Annotated in this window: 12 protein-coding genes and 1 pseudogene; all 13 read right to left on the reverse strand. The window is 72.5% G+C overall.

Annotated elements, in window-relative coordinates:
• Positions 1-434: 434 nt before the first annotated feature.
• A complete protein-coding gene (locus tag ACWDZ4_RS07655) occupies positions 435-3,188 on the reverse strand; it encodes a fumarate reductase/succinate dehydrogenase flavoprotein subunit (RefSeq protein WP_451507502.1) in 2,754 nt (917 codons plus the stop codon).
• Positions 3,189-3,209: 21 nt separating this feature from the next.
• Positions 3,210-3,965 carry an ABC transporter ATP-binding protein gene (locus tag ACWDZ4_RS07660; protein WP_451507503.1) on the reverse strand — a complete coding sequence of 252 codons (756 nt, stop codon included), beginning with the start codon at positions 3,963-3,965 and terminating at the stop codon, positions 3,210-3,212.
• Positions 3,962-4,852: an ABC transporter permease gene (locus tag ACWDZ4_RS07665; RefSeq protein ID WP_451507504.1), complete on the reverse strand. Its 891-nt coding sequence runs from the start codon at positions 4,850-4,852 to the stop codon at positions 3,962-3,964. Before ACWDZ4_RS07665 ends, ACWDZ4_RS07660 begins: the two co-directional genes overlap by 4 nt.
• Positions 4,849-6,201: an ABC transporter substrate-binding protein gene (locus ACWDZ4_RS07670; RefSeq protein WP_451507505.1), complete on the reverse strand. Its 1,353-nt coding sequence runs from the start codon at positions 6,199-6,201 to the stop codon at positions 4,849-4,851. Before ACWDZ4_RS07670 ends, ACWDZ4_RS07665 begins: the two co-directional genes overlap by 4 nt.
• A 14-nt stretch (positions 6,202-6,215) precedes the next feature.
• A complete protein-coding gene (locus ACWDZ4_RS07675) occupies positions 6,216-6,443 on the reverse strand; it encodes a 4Fe-4S dicluster domain-containing protein (protein WP_384532328.1) in 228 nt (75 codons plus the stop codon).
• A gap of 67 nt (positions 6,444-6,510) precedes the next feature.
• Positions 6,511-7,278: a GntR family transcriptional regulator gene (locus ACWDZ4_RS07680; protein ID WP_451507506.1), complete on the reverse strand. Its 768-nt coding sequence runs from the start codon at positions 7,276-7,278 to the stop codon at positions 6,511-6,513.
• A 1,143-nt stretch (positions 7,279-8,421) separates the two neighbouring features.
• Positions 8,422-8,568, reverse strand: a pseudogene (locus ACWDZ4_RS07685) (ABC transporter permease); the annotation flags it as partial.
• A 7-nt stretch (positions 8,569-8,575) separates the two neighbouring features.
• Positions 8,576-9,034: an RrF2 family transcriptional regulator gene (locus tag ACWDZ4_RS07690; protein ID WP_451507507.1), complete on the reverse strand. Its 459-nt coding sequence runs from the start codon at positions 9,032-9,034 to the stop codon at positions 8,576-8,578.
• Positions 9,035-9,126: 92 nt separating this feature from the next.
• Positions 9,127-10,026, reverse strand: a complete 900-nt coding sequence (locus tag ACWDZ4_RS07695; protein WP_451507508.1) for a TauD/TfdA dioxygenase family protein — start codon at positions 10,024-10,026, stop codon at positions 9,127-9,129.
• Between the two features lie 41 nt (positions 10,027-10,067).
• Positions 10,068-10,466 carry an FAD-binding protein gene (locus ACWDZ4_RS07700; protein ID WP_451507509.1) on the reverse strand — a complete coding sequence of 133 codons (399 nt, stop codon included), beginning with the start codon at positions 10,464-10,466 and terminating at the stop codon, positions 10,068-10,070.
• Positions 10,463-11,818: an LLM class flavin-dependent oxidoreductase gene (locus ACWDZ4_RS07705; RefSeq protein ID WP_451507510.1), complete on the reverse strand. Its 1,356-nt coding sequence runs from the start codon at positions 11,816-11,818 to the stop codon at positions 10,463-10,465. Before ACWDZ4_RS07705 ends, ACWDZ4_RS07700 begins: the two co-directional genes overlap by 4 nt.
• A 98-nt stretch (positions 11,819-11,916) precedes the next feature.
• On the reverse strand, positions 11,917-12,867 hold the full coding sequence (locus ACWDZ4_RS07710) for an ABC transporter permease (RefSeq protein WP_451507511.1): 951 nt from the start codon (positions 12,865-12,867) through the stop codon (positions 11,917-11,919).
• The gene (locus ACWDZ4_RS07715; protein ID WP_451507512.1) at positions 12,864-13,745 is read right to left on the reverse strand and encodes an ABC transporter ATP-binding protein; all 882 of its coding nucleotides are present in this window, start codon (positions 13,743-13,745) and stop codon (positions 12,864-12,866) included. Before ACWDZ4_RS07715 ends, ACWDZ4_RS07710 begins: the two co-directional genes overlap by 4 nt.
• Between the last annotated feature and the right edge of the window lie 2 nt (positions 13,746-13,747).

The raw sequence follows: 13,747 nt of genomic DNA on the forward strand, positions 1-13,747 counted from the left end.
TGCGCGGGCCGAACCTCTTCACGGAGTACCTGAACCGCCCGGACGCGACGGCCGCCGCCTTCGACGGGCCCTGGTTCCGTACGGGCGCCCCGCCCCCGCATGCCCCTGGCTGGCCTGCTCGCGGACAGCTTCCCTGTGGTCCTGCCCGATGTACGCGGTTACGGTCGTTCGCACTGCACCGGCCCGGCCCGTCACACCTGGACGAAGCCGCACACGCAGGACTGTGCCGTCAGGTGATTCTCCCCGGATTCTCGGGAACCTCGGGCGAGCGCGGGTTGACTGGCGCGTACCCCACGGTGCGCGTGCCGGATTCGCTTCCCGTCGCCAAGAGCCGGGCGTCGGCCGGCACAGCCGCTGGGCCGGGGCGCCCCGTGCCCCTGACCTGCGTGGTGGACATGGCGCCGGTCGGCGCCGTCGGCACGGAACCGCGGTGGTCAGGAGGTGGCACGGGACGCGTAGGCGCGGATGTCGGCGTCGGGATCGGTGGTGGCCGTTGCGAGGGCGGTGCGGGCGTCGGCGTCGGCGTGGTGGGGGAGGAGGGAGAGGACGGCGGCCTTGCGGACATCCGCGTGGGGGTCGGTCAGGGCCTTGGCGAGAGCGGGAACGGCCTGGGCGGGCGGGGCCGCCCGGAGGGCGGTCGCGGCGCCGGCTCGGACCTGCCAGGCGGCATCGCCGAGGGCGGCCGCGGCCAGCGCGGCGTAGTGGGGTGGGCAGCCGGTGGCGGCCAGCGCGGCCAGCGCGGCGCTCCGGACGAGCGGGTCGGCGTCGTCCAGCAGCGGGTCGAGCGGCGCCGGGGCCGGGGCGTGCACAGCCGCGAGGCCGCGTGCCACCGCGACCCGGACCTCGCGGGCCGGGTCGGCGCCGGCCACCACCAGTTCCGCGACCGCGTCCACCGAGACCAGGGCCCGGACGGCGGTGATGCGCACATCGATGTCCGTGTCGGCGAGCGCGGCGGCGTACACCCCGACGTCGCCCAGCCGCAGGGCGCGCAGCACGTCGAGGGCGGCGGCCCGGACGGCCGGGTCGGCGCCGCCCAGCGCCTCCCGCAGCCCCGACCCCAAATCGGCCTCGGCGGGCAGCACTTCGGCCAGCTCGCGCAGGGTGGTCGCGGCGGCGGCCCGGACCTGCGGTGCGGTGTCCCGCAGGCGCTCGGCGAGCGCGGGCCCGGCGCCGGCCGGCACCGTCTCGCCGAGGGCGGCCACGGCGGCTGCCCGCACCGCCGGGTCGGCATCCGCGAGGTAGGGGCGGAGCGCGTCGAGGTCGGGGGACTCCTCGGAGAGGGAGAGCAGGCGCAGCAGGGCGGGGCTGGGCCCGGAGACACCGGGGGCCTCGGCCGGCGCTGCCGCGTGCGGTGCAGCCGAGGGCGTGGCCGGGCGGGCGGCCGGGGCGGCGTCCCGCGGGCCGGCCGTGGCCACCGGTACCAGCGCCACCTCGCCCAGCCACCTCTCCGGCCCCGGCGCCGGGACGAACTCCGGTACCGGGACCACGTACGGCTCTACCGGCCGCTCGGTGAACTCCATCGCGCCCGATGCGGACTTGCGCAGGTCGAGGTGGTGCAGCCAGTCCGCGTCGTCCCGCCCCGGGTGGTCCAGCCGCTCGTGGTACAGGCCCCACCGGGACTCGGTCCGGGCCAGCGAGGCCCGGGCGGCCATCTCCGCGCAGTCCCGGATGAAGGTGACCTCCGCGCACCGCATCAGTTCGTGCGGGGTCCGCGCCCCCATCCCGGCGATCTCCTCCGACATCCGGGTGAACGCCTCCACCGCCAGGGACAGCTTCGCGCCGGTCTTCGGCGGTGCCACGTAGTCGTTGACGAACCGCCGCAGCTTGTACTCCACCTGCGGCTGCGGCGGCCCGTCCGGGTTGCGCAGCGGCCGGTAGACGAGGTCGTGGGCGGCGGCCAGCTGGTCGCGGGGCAACTCGCCCTCGTAGCCCCGGTACCGCGCGGCGTCCTCACCGGCCAAATCGCCGTAGACGAACGCGCCGATCATGTAGTTGTGCGGTACGCAGGCCAGGTCGCCGGCCGCGTACAGCCGGGGCACGGTGGTGCGGGCGTGCGCGTCCACCCGTACCCCGGAGGCCGAGTGCCCGCCGCACAGTCCGATCTCCGAGATGTGCATCTCGATGTCGTGGGTGCGGTAGTCGTGGCCGCGGTTCTCGTGGAACGTGCCGCGGGTGGGCCGCTCCGTCGTGTGCAGAATCGATTCGACGGAGGCGATGGTCTCGTCCGGCAGGTGGCTGAGCTTGAGGTACACCGGGCCTCGCTCGGAGGCGAGTTCGGCCGCGAACTCGGCCATCATCTGCCCGGACCAGTAGTCGGACTCCACGAACCGCTCGCCGTGCCGGTTGACCTGGTACCCGCCGAAGGGATTCGCGACGTACGCGCACGCCGGCCCGTTGTAGTCCTTGATCAACGGGTTGATCTGGAAGCACTCGATCCCGGTCAGCGCGGCCCCCGCGTGGTAGGCCATGGCGTAGCCGTCGCCCGCGTTGGTCGGGTTCTCGTACGTCCCGTACAGGTAGCCGGAGGCGGGCAGACCGAGCCGGCCGCACGCCCCGGTGGCCAGGATCACCGCACCCGCCCGGACGGTGACGAACGCGCCGGTGCGGGTGTTGAACCCGGCCGCGCCGACGGCCCGGCCGTCGTCCGGGTGGGTGAGCACCCTGACCGGCATGACCCGGTTCTCGATGCGGATCCGTTCCCGCATCTCGCGACGCCGCAGCTGCCGGTAGAGGACTTTCTTGACGTCCTTGCCCTCCGGCATCGGCAGCACGTACGAGCCGGACCTGTGCACTTGGCGGACGGCGTACTCGCCGTGCTCGTCCTTCTCGAACTTCACCCCGTACGACTCCAGGCGCTTGACCATGTCGAAGCCGCGGGTCGCGGTCTGCCGGACGGTGGACTGGTCGACGACGCCGTCGTTGGCGCGGGTGATCTCGGCGACGTAGTCGTCGGGTTCGGCCCGGCCCGGGATGACCGCGTTGTTGACCCCGTCCATGCCCATGGCGAGCGCGCCGGAGTGCCTCACGTGCGCCTTCTCCAGCAGCAGCACCTGCGCGCCGCGTCCGGCGGCGGTCAGCGCGGCCATGGTGCCGGCGGTGCCACCGCCGATGACCAGGACGTCGCAGGACAGTTCGGTCGCGTCGGCGAGGGCGGGGATGGACGGCGGGATGTCCACCAGGGTGTCCACGGGGTGCCTTTCGAGTGGCTTTCAGAGGGATTCGAGGATGTGGCGGTGCAGTTCGGCGGTGCCGGGGGCGTGCCGGGCACCGCGCTCACGCGGATGCGGTACGTCCAGCACCTCACCGGAGCCGAGCAGCAGGACGCGGTCCCCGAGGTGCAGGGCCTCGTCCACGTCGTGGGTGACGAAGACGACGGTGGCGCCGGTGCCTTGCAGGATGTCGGCCAGCAGGTCCTGCATCCCGGCGCGGGTGTGCGCGTCGAGCGCGCCGAACGGTTCGTCCATCAGGACCGCGCGGGGCCGGCCGGCCAGGGCGCGGGCCAGCTGGACACGCTGCCGCTGCCCACCGGACAGCTGGTGCGGGAGCTTGTGGGCATGCCCGGCCAGAGCGATCCGGTCCAGCCAGTCGGCCGCGGACCGCCGCCGCTCGGCCCGGGGGACCCGGCGGATCGCCAGCGGCAGTTCCACGTTGGCGCGGACGGTCCGCCAGGGCAGCAGGGCGTCGTGCTGGAAGACCAGCGCCCGGTCGGCGCCGGGCCGCCGGATCGGCTCACCGTCCTGGGTGACCTGCCCGTCCAGTGGGGGCAGCAGCCCGGCCAGGGTGCGCAGCAGGGTCGACTTGCCGCAGCCGGAGGGCCCGACCACGGCGAGCAGTTCCCCCGGTGCGATCCGCAGCGCCACCGTGCCGGGGACGGCGGCGCTGTCCGCATGGCCGAGCCGTACGTCGTGCAGGACGAGTTCGGCGCCGGCCGGCGCGGGGGCGGCGGGCAGGGTCACGGTGCTCATGGGACCGGCTCCTTCCGGGGAACAGCGGTGCGGACGGTGGCGGCGGGTTCGGCGGGAGCGTCCGCACTGCTGCGGCCGGCCCTGCGGAACGTCGGACGCACGGCACCGGCGGCTGCCCGCGCGGCCGGGCGGGGCAGCCAGGAGGTGGCGCGACGGCCCAGCAGTTCCACCGCGGTCGAGGTGAGCCATCCGAGGGCGCCGATGGTGGCCATGCCGACGAAGACGGCCGGGTAGTCGACGATCGTGTAGTCCTGCCAGGTGCGGTAGCCCACCCCGTACTCGCCGGAGATCATCTCGGCGGAGATGACGCAGATCCACGAGACGCCGATGCCCACCGACAGGCCGCCGAAGATGCCCGGCAGGGCTCCCGGCAGCACCACCGAGAACAGCACCCGGAGCCGGCCGCCGCCCATCGTGAGCACGGCCTCCTCCCAGACCGGGGTGAGCGCCCGCACCGCGTGCCGCGTCGACACCACCACCGGGAAGAACGCGGCGGTGAAGGTGATGAACACGATGCCCTGCTCGTTGGTGGGCAGCAGCAGGATGGCGACCGGGACCAGCGCGATGGCGGGCACCGGCCGCACCACCTCCACCAGCGGGCCCACCAGGTCGGCGGCCCACCGGGACCGGGCGACGGCCGTTCCGACCGCCACCCCCGCCAGCGCCGCCAGCACGAAGCCCACCACGATCCGGCGCAGGCTGTGACCCAGGTCCTGCCAGTACGGGGCGGTGCCGACCCGGTCGGCGAACGCGGAGACCACCTCGCCGACCGTGGGGAACTGCTCGAACCGCAGCCACAGGTTGACGTCCAGCGAGGTCAGCAGCTGCCACACGCCGAGGGCCGCGGCCAGCGAGGTCACACGGAGCAGTCGGCGGCCCACGCTCATGACGCCAGCCTCACGGCTTCCGCGTAGCGGATGATCCGGGCTCCGGCGTTCTGTCCGGTGAACTTCTCGGCACTCGCCCGGGTGACGAAGGCGCGCAGCTCGGCGCCGTACGCGACCCATACCGCCTTGTCCGCGAACCACGGGGTGCCGGTCAGCGCGTCCGGCACGTAGGCGGCCCGCACGTCGGCGGCCTTGGCGGCCTTCAGCAGTTCCTTGGGACTGTCGAAGGTGCGGGTGGTGCTCCGGCCCTTCAGCCACAGTTCCGGCTTGGCGGTGCCCGCCTTCGGGTGGGCGGGGGCCCGCACGGCCCGCTTCAGCGGCGCCGGGTCGACGAAGGCGTCCACGTCGACGTCGCGCACCAGCCCGGCGGCCTTCAGCACCGGCACGTCCTCCTTGAGGGCGGTGATCAGCTCCGGGCGGAGCTCCGGGTCGAAGGTGGCGATGCCGTTGGCGCCGTTGTAGAGGTAGACCACCTCGGCCGGCAGACCGGTCTTCGCGGCCACCGACTCGGCGGCGGCGACCGGCTGGGCGCGCAGGTAGTCGGTGGCCCGGCGCTGCGCCCTCAGGAAGTCGTCCAGGATGCCGGCCCGTTCCTTGGCGAACTTCTCCCGGACCGTGACCCCGTGGAAGGTCGGCAGGTTCAGTTCGGCCCCGTCGTACAGAGCGGTGCCCCGGCCCTCGAAGGCCAGCTTGCCGGGCCAGGCGACGAACTGGGACAGCGCGTCGGCGCTGCCTGCAGCCAGGGCCGAAGCGCCCACGCTGGGCTGCTGGTTGAGCTTCTGGATGCCCTTGTCCGGGTCGATGCCGGCCCGCTGCAGGGCCCGGACCAGGGTGCCGTCGGCGGCCGAGCCGATGCTGGTGGACACCTTCTTGCCGCGTAGGCCGGCCAGTGACCGCAGGGACGAACCGGGTGCGGTGACGACTGTGTTCAGGCCGCCGCGGAGGTTGTATCCGGTGACCGCGACCAGCCGGGTCGGCTGCCCCAGCTGCTTGCCGCGGGCCGCATTGATCAGCAGCGGGAAGTCGCCCATCGAACCGATGTCGATCTTCCCGGCCGTCATCTGGGCGGTGATCGGGGCACCGGTCGCGTAGTCCTGCCACTCGACCTTGTAGGTGATGCCGTCCTTCTTCCCACGGGCAGCGAGCTCCTTCTCGAAGTAGCCGAGGGAGCGCAGCAGGGTACCGGCGGTGACGGTGTTGATGGTCTTGGACTGGTAGCCGACGGTCACGGTGACCGTCTTCACGTCGGAGTCGCCGCCGGCGCCCGCCGTGCCGCCGCAGGCGGTGACCGGCGGGAGCAGCAGGGCGACCGGGAGGAGCGGCAGGAGGGGGATTCTCTTGCGGGACATGGGGGTTCGGCCTTTCACCGGAGCAGGTAGGGCATGTTGACGGTGACCGCGCCGGTGGGACACCGGGCCGCGCACGGGCCGCAGTACCAGCACTCGTCCACGTGCATGTACGCCTTGCCGTTGTCCGCGCGGATCGCGAGCGAGTCGAGCGGACACATGTCGACGCAGAGCGTGCAGCCGTCGATGCACTTGGACTCGTCGATGGTCACGGGCACGTCGGCGCGCTGCGGAACGAGAGGCATGGTTGTCTCCAAGGGGCACGGTAGGGCCGGGAACAGCGGGGGACGGAAGGGAGGGGGAGCCCAGGGATCAGACGGAGCGGTGCAGCACGCCGCTCATGGTGATGCGGTCGCCGCGGAACCGGATGAACTCCAGGTCCACCGGCCGCCCGTCGGGCAGACAGGTCAGTCGTTCCAGCATCAGTAGGGCGGCCCCGCGGGGGGCCTGGAGTACCGCGGCGGAGTGCGCGTCGGCGGTGACGGCCTCCAGTGTGATCTCGGCGTGGCCCAGCGGGCCGCCGGTCAGCGACTCCAGGAGCCGGAACACGTCCGTGTTCTCCAGGTCGCAGCGGAGCAGTTCCCCGCCCACGTCCATGGGCAGGTAGGACAGGTCCAGGGAGAGCGGCAGTCCGTTCAGGCGGCGCAGCCGCTCGATACACAGCACGTCGGTGTGCTCGGGCAGGCCCAGCCGATGCGCCACCGGGCCAGGGGCGGTGACCGGCCCGACGGTGCGGACCTCGTTGGTGACCCGGCCGTGCTCGTGCAGGGTCTCGGCCAGGCCCTGGAGGCGGTCCAGCCCGTGCGGGTACTTCTCGCAGACCACCACGGTGCCGACGCCCGGTTGCCGGTTGACGAGTTGTTCGCCGCGCAGCAGGTCCAGGGCCTGCCGGACGGTGTTGCGGCTGGCTCGGTAGTCGGCGGCGATGACGTCCTCGAGGGGCAGGACCCCGCCGGGGAAGCCCCCCGCCAGGATCTGGTGCCGCAGCAGGTCGGCGAGCTGCCTGGCCCGGTCCGCACGCAGCCGCCGACGGCGCGCGGCGGCGACCGGGCGGGCTGCGGGGGCGGGTTCGGCTGGCATGGCAGGGAACGTACAAGGAGAACCGCTCCGATGGTGTTGCCGCCGTATTGCGCCACCTGGCGACCCGTTCACACCCATCTGACCTGCGGTTCTATCGGCAGAGCGCCGAGACTCGCCACCCTGTCGTCCATAACGCGGACTCCGGGTGCCCACGATGCGGTCGTGACCTCGCCGTCACACACCGCCCGGGGAGTCCTGGCGCCGGACCGACTCGCCCGCCGCCACGCTCTGGAAGCGGTTGCCCCGGCGCATACGCGCTGTACTCATGAACCCCGCGGCGGCAGTGAGGCACGGCTCTTCGCTGCCCGCCCGGCACCGGCTGTCACGACCACGCCCGGCCGGTCGGCGCGCTTCACCACGGTGGCATGCGAACCGACGGAGATCGCACTCGTGGTGCGAGTTCCCTCCGGGGGAGGTCCCTGGAACTGGCCGAAGACGTCGACCGCCGACGGAGGCTGCCACCCGGTGGGGGCAGGGCCGTCGGCCGCCACCCCCCACGTGAAGGGCTCGACGAGTTCCGTACCGTGCACGCCTGCTACTCGCCGCTGCCGCTGATGAGCCGCCTCGGCCGTACCGGTGCGGTGCCCCGGCGCGAGCAGGTCGAGGGGCCGGAGGATTGGCGGTGAGCCGAGAGCTGTCCCTCCACGAGCACCTGGTGCGGGTCCGCGCGGGCTCGACCACGTCGGCGCGCGGGAGGGGTGAGCGGCGGCTGGCGACGGGGCACTCCTGGCCGAGATCCGCTGTACCGCACTGCGCGAGCGTGACGGGCTGATTCCCGGTGCCCTCGGATCGAACACGAAGAACTGGAGTGGCGGCCGGACCACAGGGCTCCTACCGCGCCCCGAAGGGCCACGATCGCGGACCGTGGCCATCTGCATCGGCGGTCACGCCCCCGCGCCTGGCCGCGCCATCGCCGCACCAGCCGGGTCTGCACCGTGCGACCTGTCCGGGCGGCGGCTTCCAGGCGTGGGGAGAGGCGGGTCTGTCCCTCAGCGTGTCGTAGGACCCGTGCGGGTGGGGCCGTCCGCTCCGTGCACGGCAGCGCCGGCTCCGCTGTAGGGCGATGCCTCTGCGGAGCCGGCGCTGTGAACCGGTGTGCGGCGGGGTGGGAGGCGCATCCTGCGCCGCTCGCGATCCGTTCGTTCAGCGGGTGACCAGCAGGTTCCGGCTGCGCAGCACCCGCCGCTCCAGCGGGCTGAAGATCAGCGGGTCGACGGCGATGCCGACGAGCAGGATCAGGAAGACGGCCAGGAACACCTGCGACAGGCTGGCGCTGTTCCGCCCGTTCTCCCACGTGTCAGGGGTTCGCCCAGGCGCTCGGGACGTTGGCCAACGCCGATACGTCGGGAGGAAGTCGGGCCGATGCGACGTCGGCGAGCGACACGCCCTCAAGGATCTCGCGCACGTTGGACCGCAGCGCGACCCACAGGGGGAGCAGCGACTCGGCGGGGCCGGTGTAGGACAGTTCCGGGGGGCGGACGCCGCGCACCGAGACCAGGGGTCCGTCCACGACGCGGATGACGTCGGCGATGCTGATGGACTCGGCCGGCCTGGCCAGCCGGTAGCCGCCGTTGCCGCCGCGCTGGCTGAGGACGAGACCGCCCCGGCGCATGTCGTTCAGGATGCTTTCGAGGAACTTGTGCGGGATGTCCTGGGCGTCGGCGATGGCTTCGGCCTTCAGTGGCCCGTCATCCCGTGACGCGGCGAGCTGAAGCGCGGCACGTACCGCGTAGTCCGCCCTGGCTGAGATCCGCATGTGCGCATTATCCCGTACGGCCGGCCCCGGCGCTCCGCTGTGGGCGGGGCCGCCGGGCATGGGTCGATGTCCCTGCCCGGCGGCCGAGGTGATCAGGCCGCGGCAGGGGTGTAGTGGGAGGCGTCGTCGCCCTCGACGACATGGCTGAGGGTGCCGTCGACACCGGCCGGGACATCGCCCGCGACGGTCACCCGGTGCAGCAGGCGCGGCAGGTCGCCGTAGTCGTCGGGGGCGTAGTGCTGGGTGATGCGGTTGTCGAACAGGACGAGGTCACCGGGCGTCCAGGCCACGCGCACGATGTTCTCGGGGCGGGTGACGTACGACTGGAAGAGGCGCAGCAGATCGCGGGAGTCGGAGGGGCCGAGGCCGACGATGCTCTGGGCGAAGCCGCCGATGAACAGCCCGCGCTCCCCGGTCTCGGGGTGGACGCGGACGACCGGGTGGGCGGTGCGGTACGTGCGTGAGACGAACCGCCTGCGGTGCTCGGCCGCCTTCTCGTTCTTCGGCGCGGCGTAGTCGTAGTCATTGGTGTGTACCGCCCACAGTTTGTCCGCCAGCTCGCGCAGCGGCTCGGGCAGGTCCCGGTACGCGGCTGCCGAGTTGGCGATGAGGGTGTTTCCGCCGTAGGGCGGGACCACGATGCTGCGCAGCGTGGACGCCTTCGGGGGCGTACGGACGAAGGTGACATCCGTGTGCCAGTGGTTGGCGCGGATGCCCTCGTCGCCGTCGACGGGCAGGATCTGGGGCCGGCCGTCGACGGAGGGGACGGTGGGGTGCGCGGTGGTGAGCTCGCCGAAGAGAGAGGCGAAGCGGAGCTGGCCCGCGTCGTCGAGGTTCTGGTCGCGGAAGACGAGCGCCTTGTGTTCCAGGAGCGCGGAGTTGATCTCGGTGACGACGGCGGGGTCGAGGTCGGTGGAGAGATCCACGCCGAGGATCTCTCCACCGATACGGCCGCCGATCCTGCGGATGTCGAAGCCGGTGCTGGTGGTCATGTGCGGGTGTTCCCTTCAGGAGGTGATCAGCAGGGAGGTCATCAGGAGGTGATGGGCAGGGAGGTTCCCCTGGACCCCGGCGGTCCGAGGGGAGGACCGACGGCCCGCAGAGCGCCGGGGGTGCGGCCTCGTCCCCAGCCGATGTGCCGGCGGTAGCTGCCGCGCAGGCCGGTACGGTCCAGGTGCTCCTCGTCCCGGGCGGTGGAGTCGTCGGGCAGCGGGCGGGTCAGGGGCGCGACGTACAGCGCGTCCGCAGGGCAGTTCGCCTCGCACGGGAAGCAGGTCTGGCAGTCGTCTCGGCGGGCGGGCACCGTGCCGCAGTAGCCCTGGTCGGCGAGGATGACGTCCGACCCGTCCTGGGCTGCCTTGAGCGCGGCCCGCGTGGCGGCGGGCCCGCCGCCCACCACCAGGACGTCCGTGGTGGGTTCCAGCCCGGTCACGCGGGCCCTCCCGCTGCTGAGCCCGCCGCGGCCAGCCGGTTGGCGGGGCGGGCCAGACCGTAGTTCTCGCGCAGGGTGCGGCCGGTGTACTCGGTACGGAACAGGCCGCGCCGCTGCAGGATGGGCACGACGTGGTCGACGAAGTCCTCCAGGCCGCCCGGCAGATGGGGCGGCATGATGTTGAAGCCGTCGGCGGCGCCGTGGGTGAACCACTCCTCGAGCTGGTCGGCGATCTGCTCCGGGGTGCCGGCGAAGACCCGATGGCCACGGCCGGCGCCGAGGCGGGCGATGAGTTCGCGCAGGGTGAGGCCGTCGCGGCGGGCGAGTTCGGCGACGAGAGTGAAGCGGCTCTTGTTGCCGTTGATGTCCCGCTCCTCGGGCAGCTCGGGCAGCGGTCCGTCCAGCGGCAGCCCGGTCAGGTCGGTGCCGAGCATCCCGGACAGCTGGGCGAGCCCGTACTCGGGGACCTGGAGGTCCGTCAACTCCTGTTCGAGTGCGCGGGCTTCGGCCTCGGTCGAGCCGATGACGGGGGCGATGCCGGGCAGTACCAGCAGTTCGTCCTCGGCGCGGCCGTAGCGGGCGAGCCGCGATGTGAGGTCCTTGTAGAAGGACTGGCCGTCGGCGAGGGTCTGCTGGGCGGTGAAGACGGCCTCGGCGTACTGGGCGGCGAACTCCCTGCCGTCCTCCGACGAACCGGCCTGCACCAGCAGTGGGTAGCCCTGCGGGGTGCGCGGTACGTTCAGGGGGCCCTGCACCCCGAAGTGCTCTCCGCGGTGGTTGATCTCCCGCACCTTGCCGGTGTCGGCGTAGACGCCGCGCTCACGGTCGAGCAGGATCGCGTCGTCCTCCCAGCTGTCCCACAGCTTGGTGGCGACCTCGACGAACTCCCGTGCCCGCTCGTAGCGCAGCCCGTGCTCCAGATGCTCGTCCTGCCCGAAGTTGCGGGCCTCGTTCACGGTGCCGGAGGTGACGATGTTCCAGCCGGCCCGGCCACCGCTGATGTGGTCCAGGGAGGCGAACTTGCGGGCGGTGTGGAAGGGCTCGTTGAAGGTGGTGGAGACGGTGGCGATCAGGCCGACGTGCTCGGTGACCGCCGCCAGCGCGGACAGCAGGGTGAGCGGTTCGAAGCCGCCGAGCGCGTTGTGCCGGACCTTGCCCCACAGGGCGAGGCCGTCGGCGAGGAAGACCGAGTCGAGCAGGCCGCGTTCGGCGGTTTGCGCGAGCTGCTGGAAGTAGCGCAGATCGGTGACGCGTTCGGGCTGGGTACGGGGGTGCCGCCAGGCGGCGTCGTGGTGGCCGGCGTTCATCAGGAAGGCGTTGAGGTGCAGCCGGCGGGGGCTGGTCGCGGTCATGGCGTTCCTCGGATCGGGGGTGGTGAGAGCATCGGGGCAGGGGACGAGCGGGGCAGGGCGACGGCACCGGGCGGAAGAGGGGCGAGCGGGTGGCCGGATCAGCCGCCGGCCGGTACGCGCCAGGAGCTGAGCCGCCGTTCCACGGCGACCAGGAGCTGGTTGAAGGCCACACCGATCGCGGAGATCGTGATGATGCCCGCGTACATCTGCGGGATCGCGAAGTTGTACTGCGAGGCGTTGATGAGATAGCCGAGGCCCGCCTTGGCGCCGATCATCTCGGCGGCGACCAGCACCAGGATGGACACCGCTCCCGCCAGCCGGATGCCGGTGAACATCACCGGAACCGCGGACGGCAGGATGACCTTCTGGAAGAGACGGGGCGCGGGCAGGTCCATCGACTTCGCCAGCTTCAGCAGGGTCGGGTCGACGTTGCGGACCGCGCTGATGGTGTTGAGCAGGATCGGCCAGGTGCACGCGTACACCACGATGGAGATCTTCGAGGTCTCGCCGATGCCCAGCAGCAGCACGAACACCGGCAGCAGGGCCAGCGCGGCGGTGTTGCGGAACACCTCCAGCAGCGGTCCGAGAAGGTCGGCGACCGGCCGGTACCAGCCGATCAGCAGGCCGAGTGGCACGGCGACGGCCACGGCGAGACCGAATCCGCTGAACGAGCGCACCAGGCTGGCGCGTCCGTTGTCGGCGAGCTGCCCGTCGGCGGCCAGTCCCCACCAGGCGCGGGCGACCTCACTGAACGGTGGCAGGAAAGTCCGGTCGACCAGGCCCAGTCGCGGTGCGGTCTCCCACAGCAGCAGCAGAGCCACGATCGCAACGGACCTGGTCGCCCCCTTGACCAGCAGGTACGGCAGCCGGCGGACCACCCGGCGGCTCCGGGCCGCCGTGGAGCGGGGGCGGCGCGCACTCGACGGCGACGCATCATCCGGCGGGGACGCGGCGGACGTAGCAGAGGAAGGGGCCGGGACGGGCTCGGCGGCGCTCACAGCGTCCGGCGACGTGGTCTTCTCGGTGGTCGTGCCGGTCGCGGGGCTCATACGGAAGCCTCCTCCTTCTCCAACTGCTGGGCCCTGGCCACCTCGTCGTGCAGCAGCGACCAGATCTCGTGCCGGTACCGTGCGAACTCGGGGCTGGAGCGGAGGTCGGCCGTCGCCGTACGGGAGTCGAAGGCGATCGGCACGATCTGCTTGATGCGGCCCGGCCTCGACGTCATGACGGCGACGCGCTGTCCCAGGTGGACGGCCTCGTCGATGCCGTGCGTGATGAAGACGACGGTCTTGCCGGTGCGCTGCCAGATGCGCAGCAGTTCGTCCTGCAGCGACTCCCGGGTCTGGGCGTCCAGCGCGGCGAACGGCTCGTCCATCAGGAGCACATCGGGGTCGTAGGCGAGGCTGCGGGCGAGCGCCACCCGCTGCCGCATCCCGCCCGACAGCTCATGCGGATGGCGGTCCTCGAACCCGGCCAGGCCCACCAGGTCCAGGAACTCCCGGGCCCGTACGGCACGTTGGCGCCGTGGGACGCCGACGGCCTCCAGGCCGAACTCGACATTGCCCTGGGCCGTGCGCCACGGCAGCAGCGCGTACTGCTGGAACACGATGCCCCGGTCCAGGCCCGGGCCGGTGACGAGTCGGCCGTCCAGCAGGATCCGTCCGCCGGTGGGCCGGGTGAGGCCGCCGAGCAGGTCCAGCAGCGTCGACTTCCCGCAGCCGCTGGGACCGACCAGGACGACGAACTCGCCGGCCGCTATCTCCAGATCGATGCCGTCGAGGGCGGTGAACCGGGTCGCCTGCCGGGTCCCCGCACGGTCCGTGCCCGCCGCTCGGCCTCGCCCCGTCCGGTCCTTGACCGTGAAGTCCTTCCGCACCTGCTCGAGCACGATCTTGGGTGTGACGGATGCTGTGGTGGATTCCGGCATGG

It is taken from the genome of Streptomyces sp. NPDC003016 (assembly GCF_053591455.1).

Excerpts from the sequence above, each read along its gene's own strand:
- ACWDZ4_RS07705 (WP_451507510.1), bottom strand. The coding sequence starts at position 11,818 with ATGACCGCGACCAGCCCCCGCCGGCTGCACCTCAACGCCTTCCTGATG.
- ACWDZ4_RS07710 (WP_451507511.1), bottom strand. The coding sequence starts at position 12,867 with ATGAGCCCCGCGACCGGCACGACCACCGAGAAGACCACGTCGCCGGAC.
- ACWDZ4_RS07670 (WP_451507505.1), bottom strand. The coding sequence starts at position 6,201 with ATGTCCCGCAAGAGAATCCCCCTCCTGCCGCTCCTCCCGGTCGCCCTG.
- ACWDZ4_RS07660 (WP_451507503.1), bottom strand. The coding sequence starts at position 3,965 with ATGAGCACCGTGACCCTGCCCGCCGCCCCCGCGCCGGCCGGCGCCGAA.
- ACWDZ4_RS07690 (WP_451507507.1), bottom strand. The coding sequence starts at position 9,034 with ATGCGGATCTCAGCCAGGGCGGACTACGCGGTACGTGCCGCGCTTCAG.
- ACWDZ4_RS07665 (WP_451507504.1), bottom strand. The coding sequence starts at position 4,852 with ATGAGCGTGGGCCGCCGACTGCTCCGTGTGACCTCGCTGGCCGCGGCC.
- ACWDZ4_RS07695 (WP_451507508.1), bottom strand. The coding sequence starts at position 10,026 with ATGACCACCAGCACCGGCTTCGACATCCGCAGGATCGGCGGCCGTATC.
- ACWDZ4_RS07715 (WP_451507512.1), bottom strand. The coding sequence starts at position 13,745 with ATGCCGGAATCCACCACAGCATCCGTCACACCCAAGATCGTGCTCGAG.
- ACWDZ4_RS07680 (WP_451507506.1), bottom strand. The coding sequence starts at position 7,278 with ATGCCAGCCGAACCCGCCCCCGCAGCCCGCCCGGTCGCCGCCGCGCGC.
- ACWDZ4_RS07675 (WP_384532328.1), bottom strand. The coding sequence starts at position 6,443 with ATGCCTCTCGTTCCGCAGCGCGCCGACGTGCCCGTGACCATCGACGAG.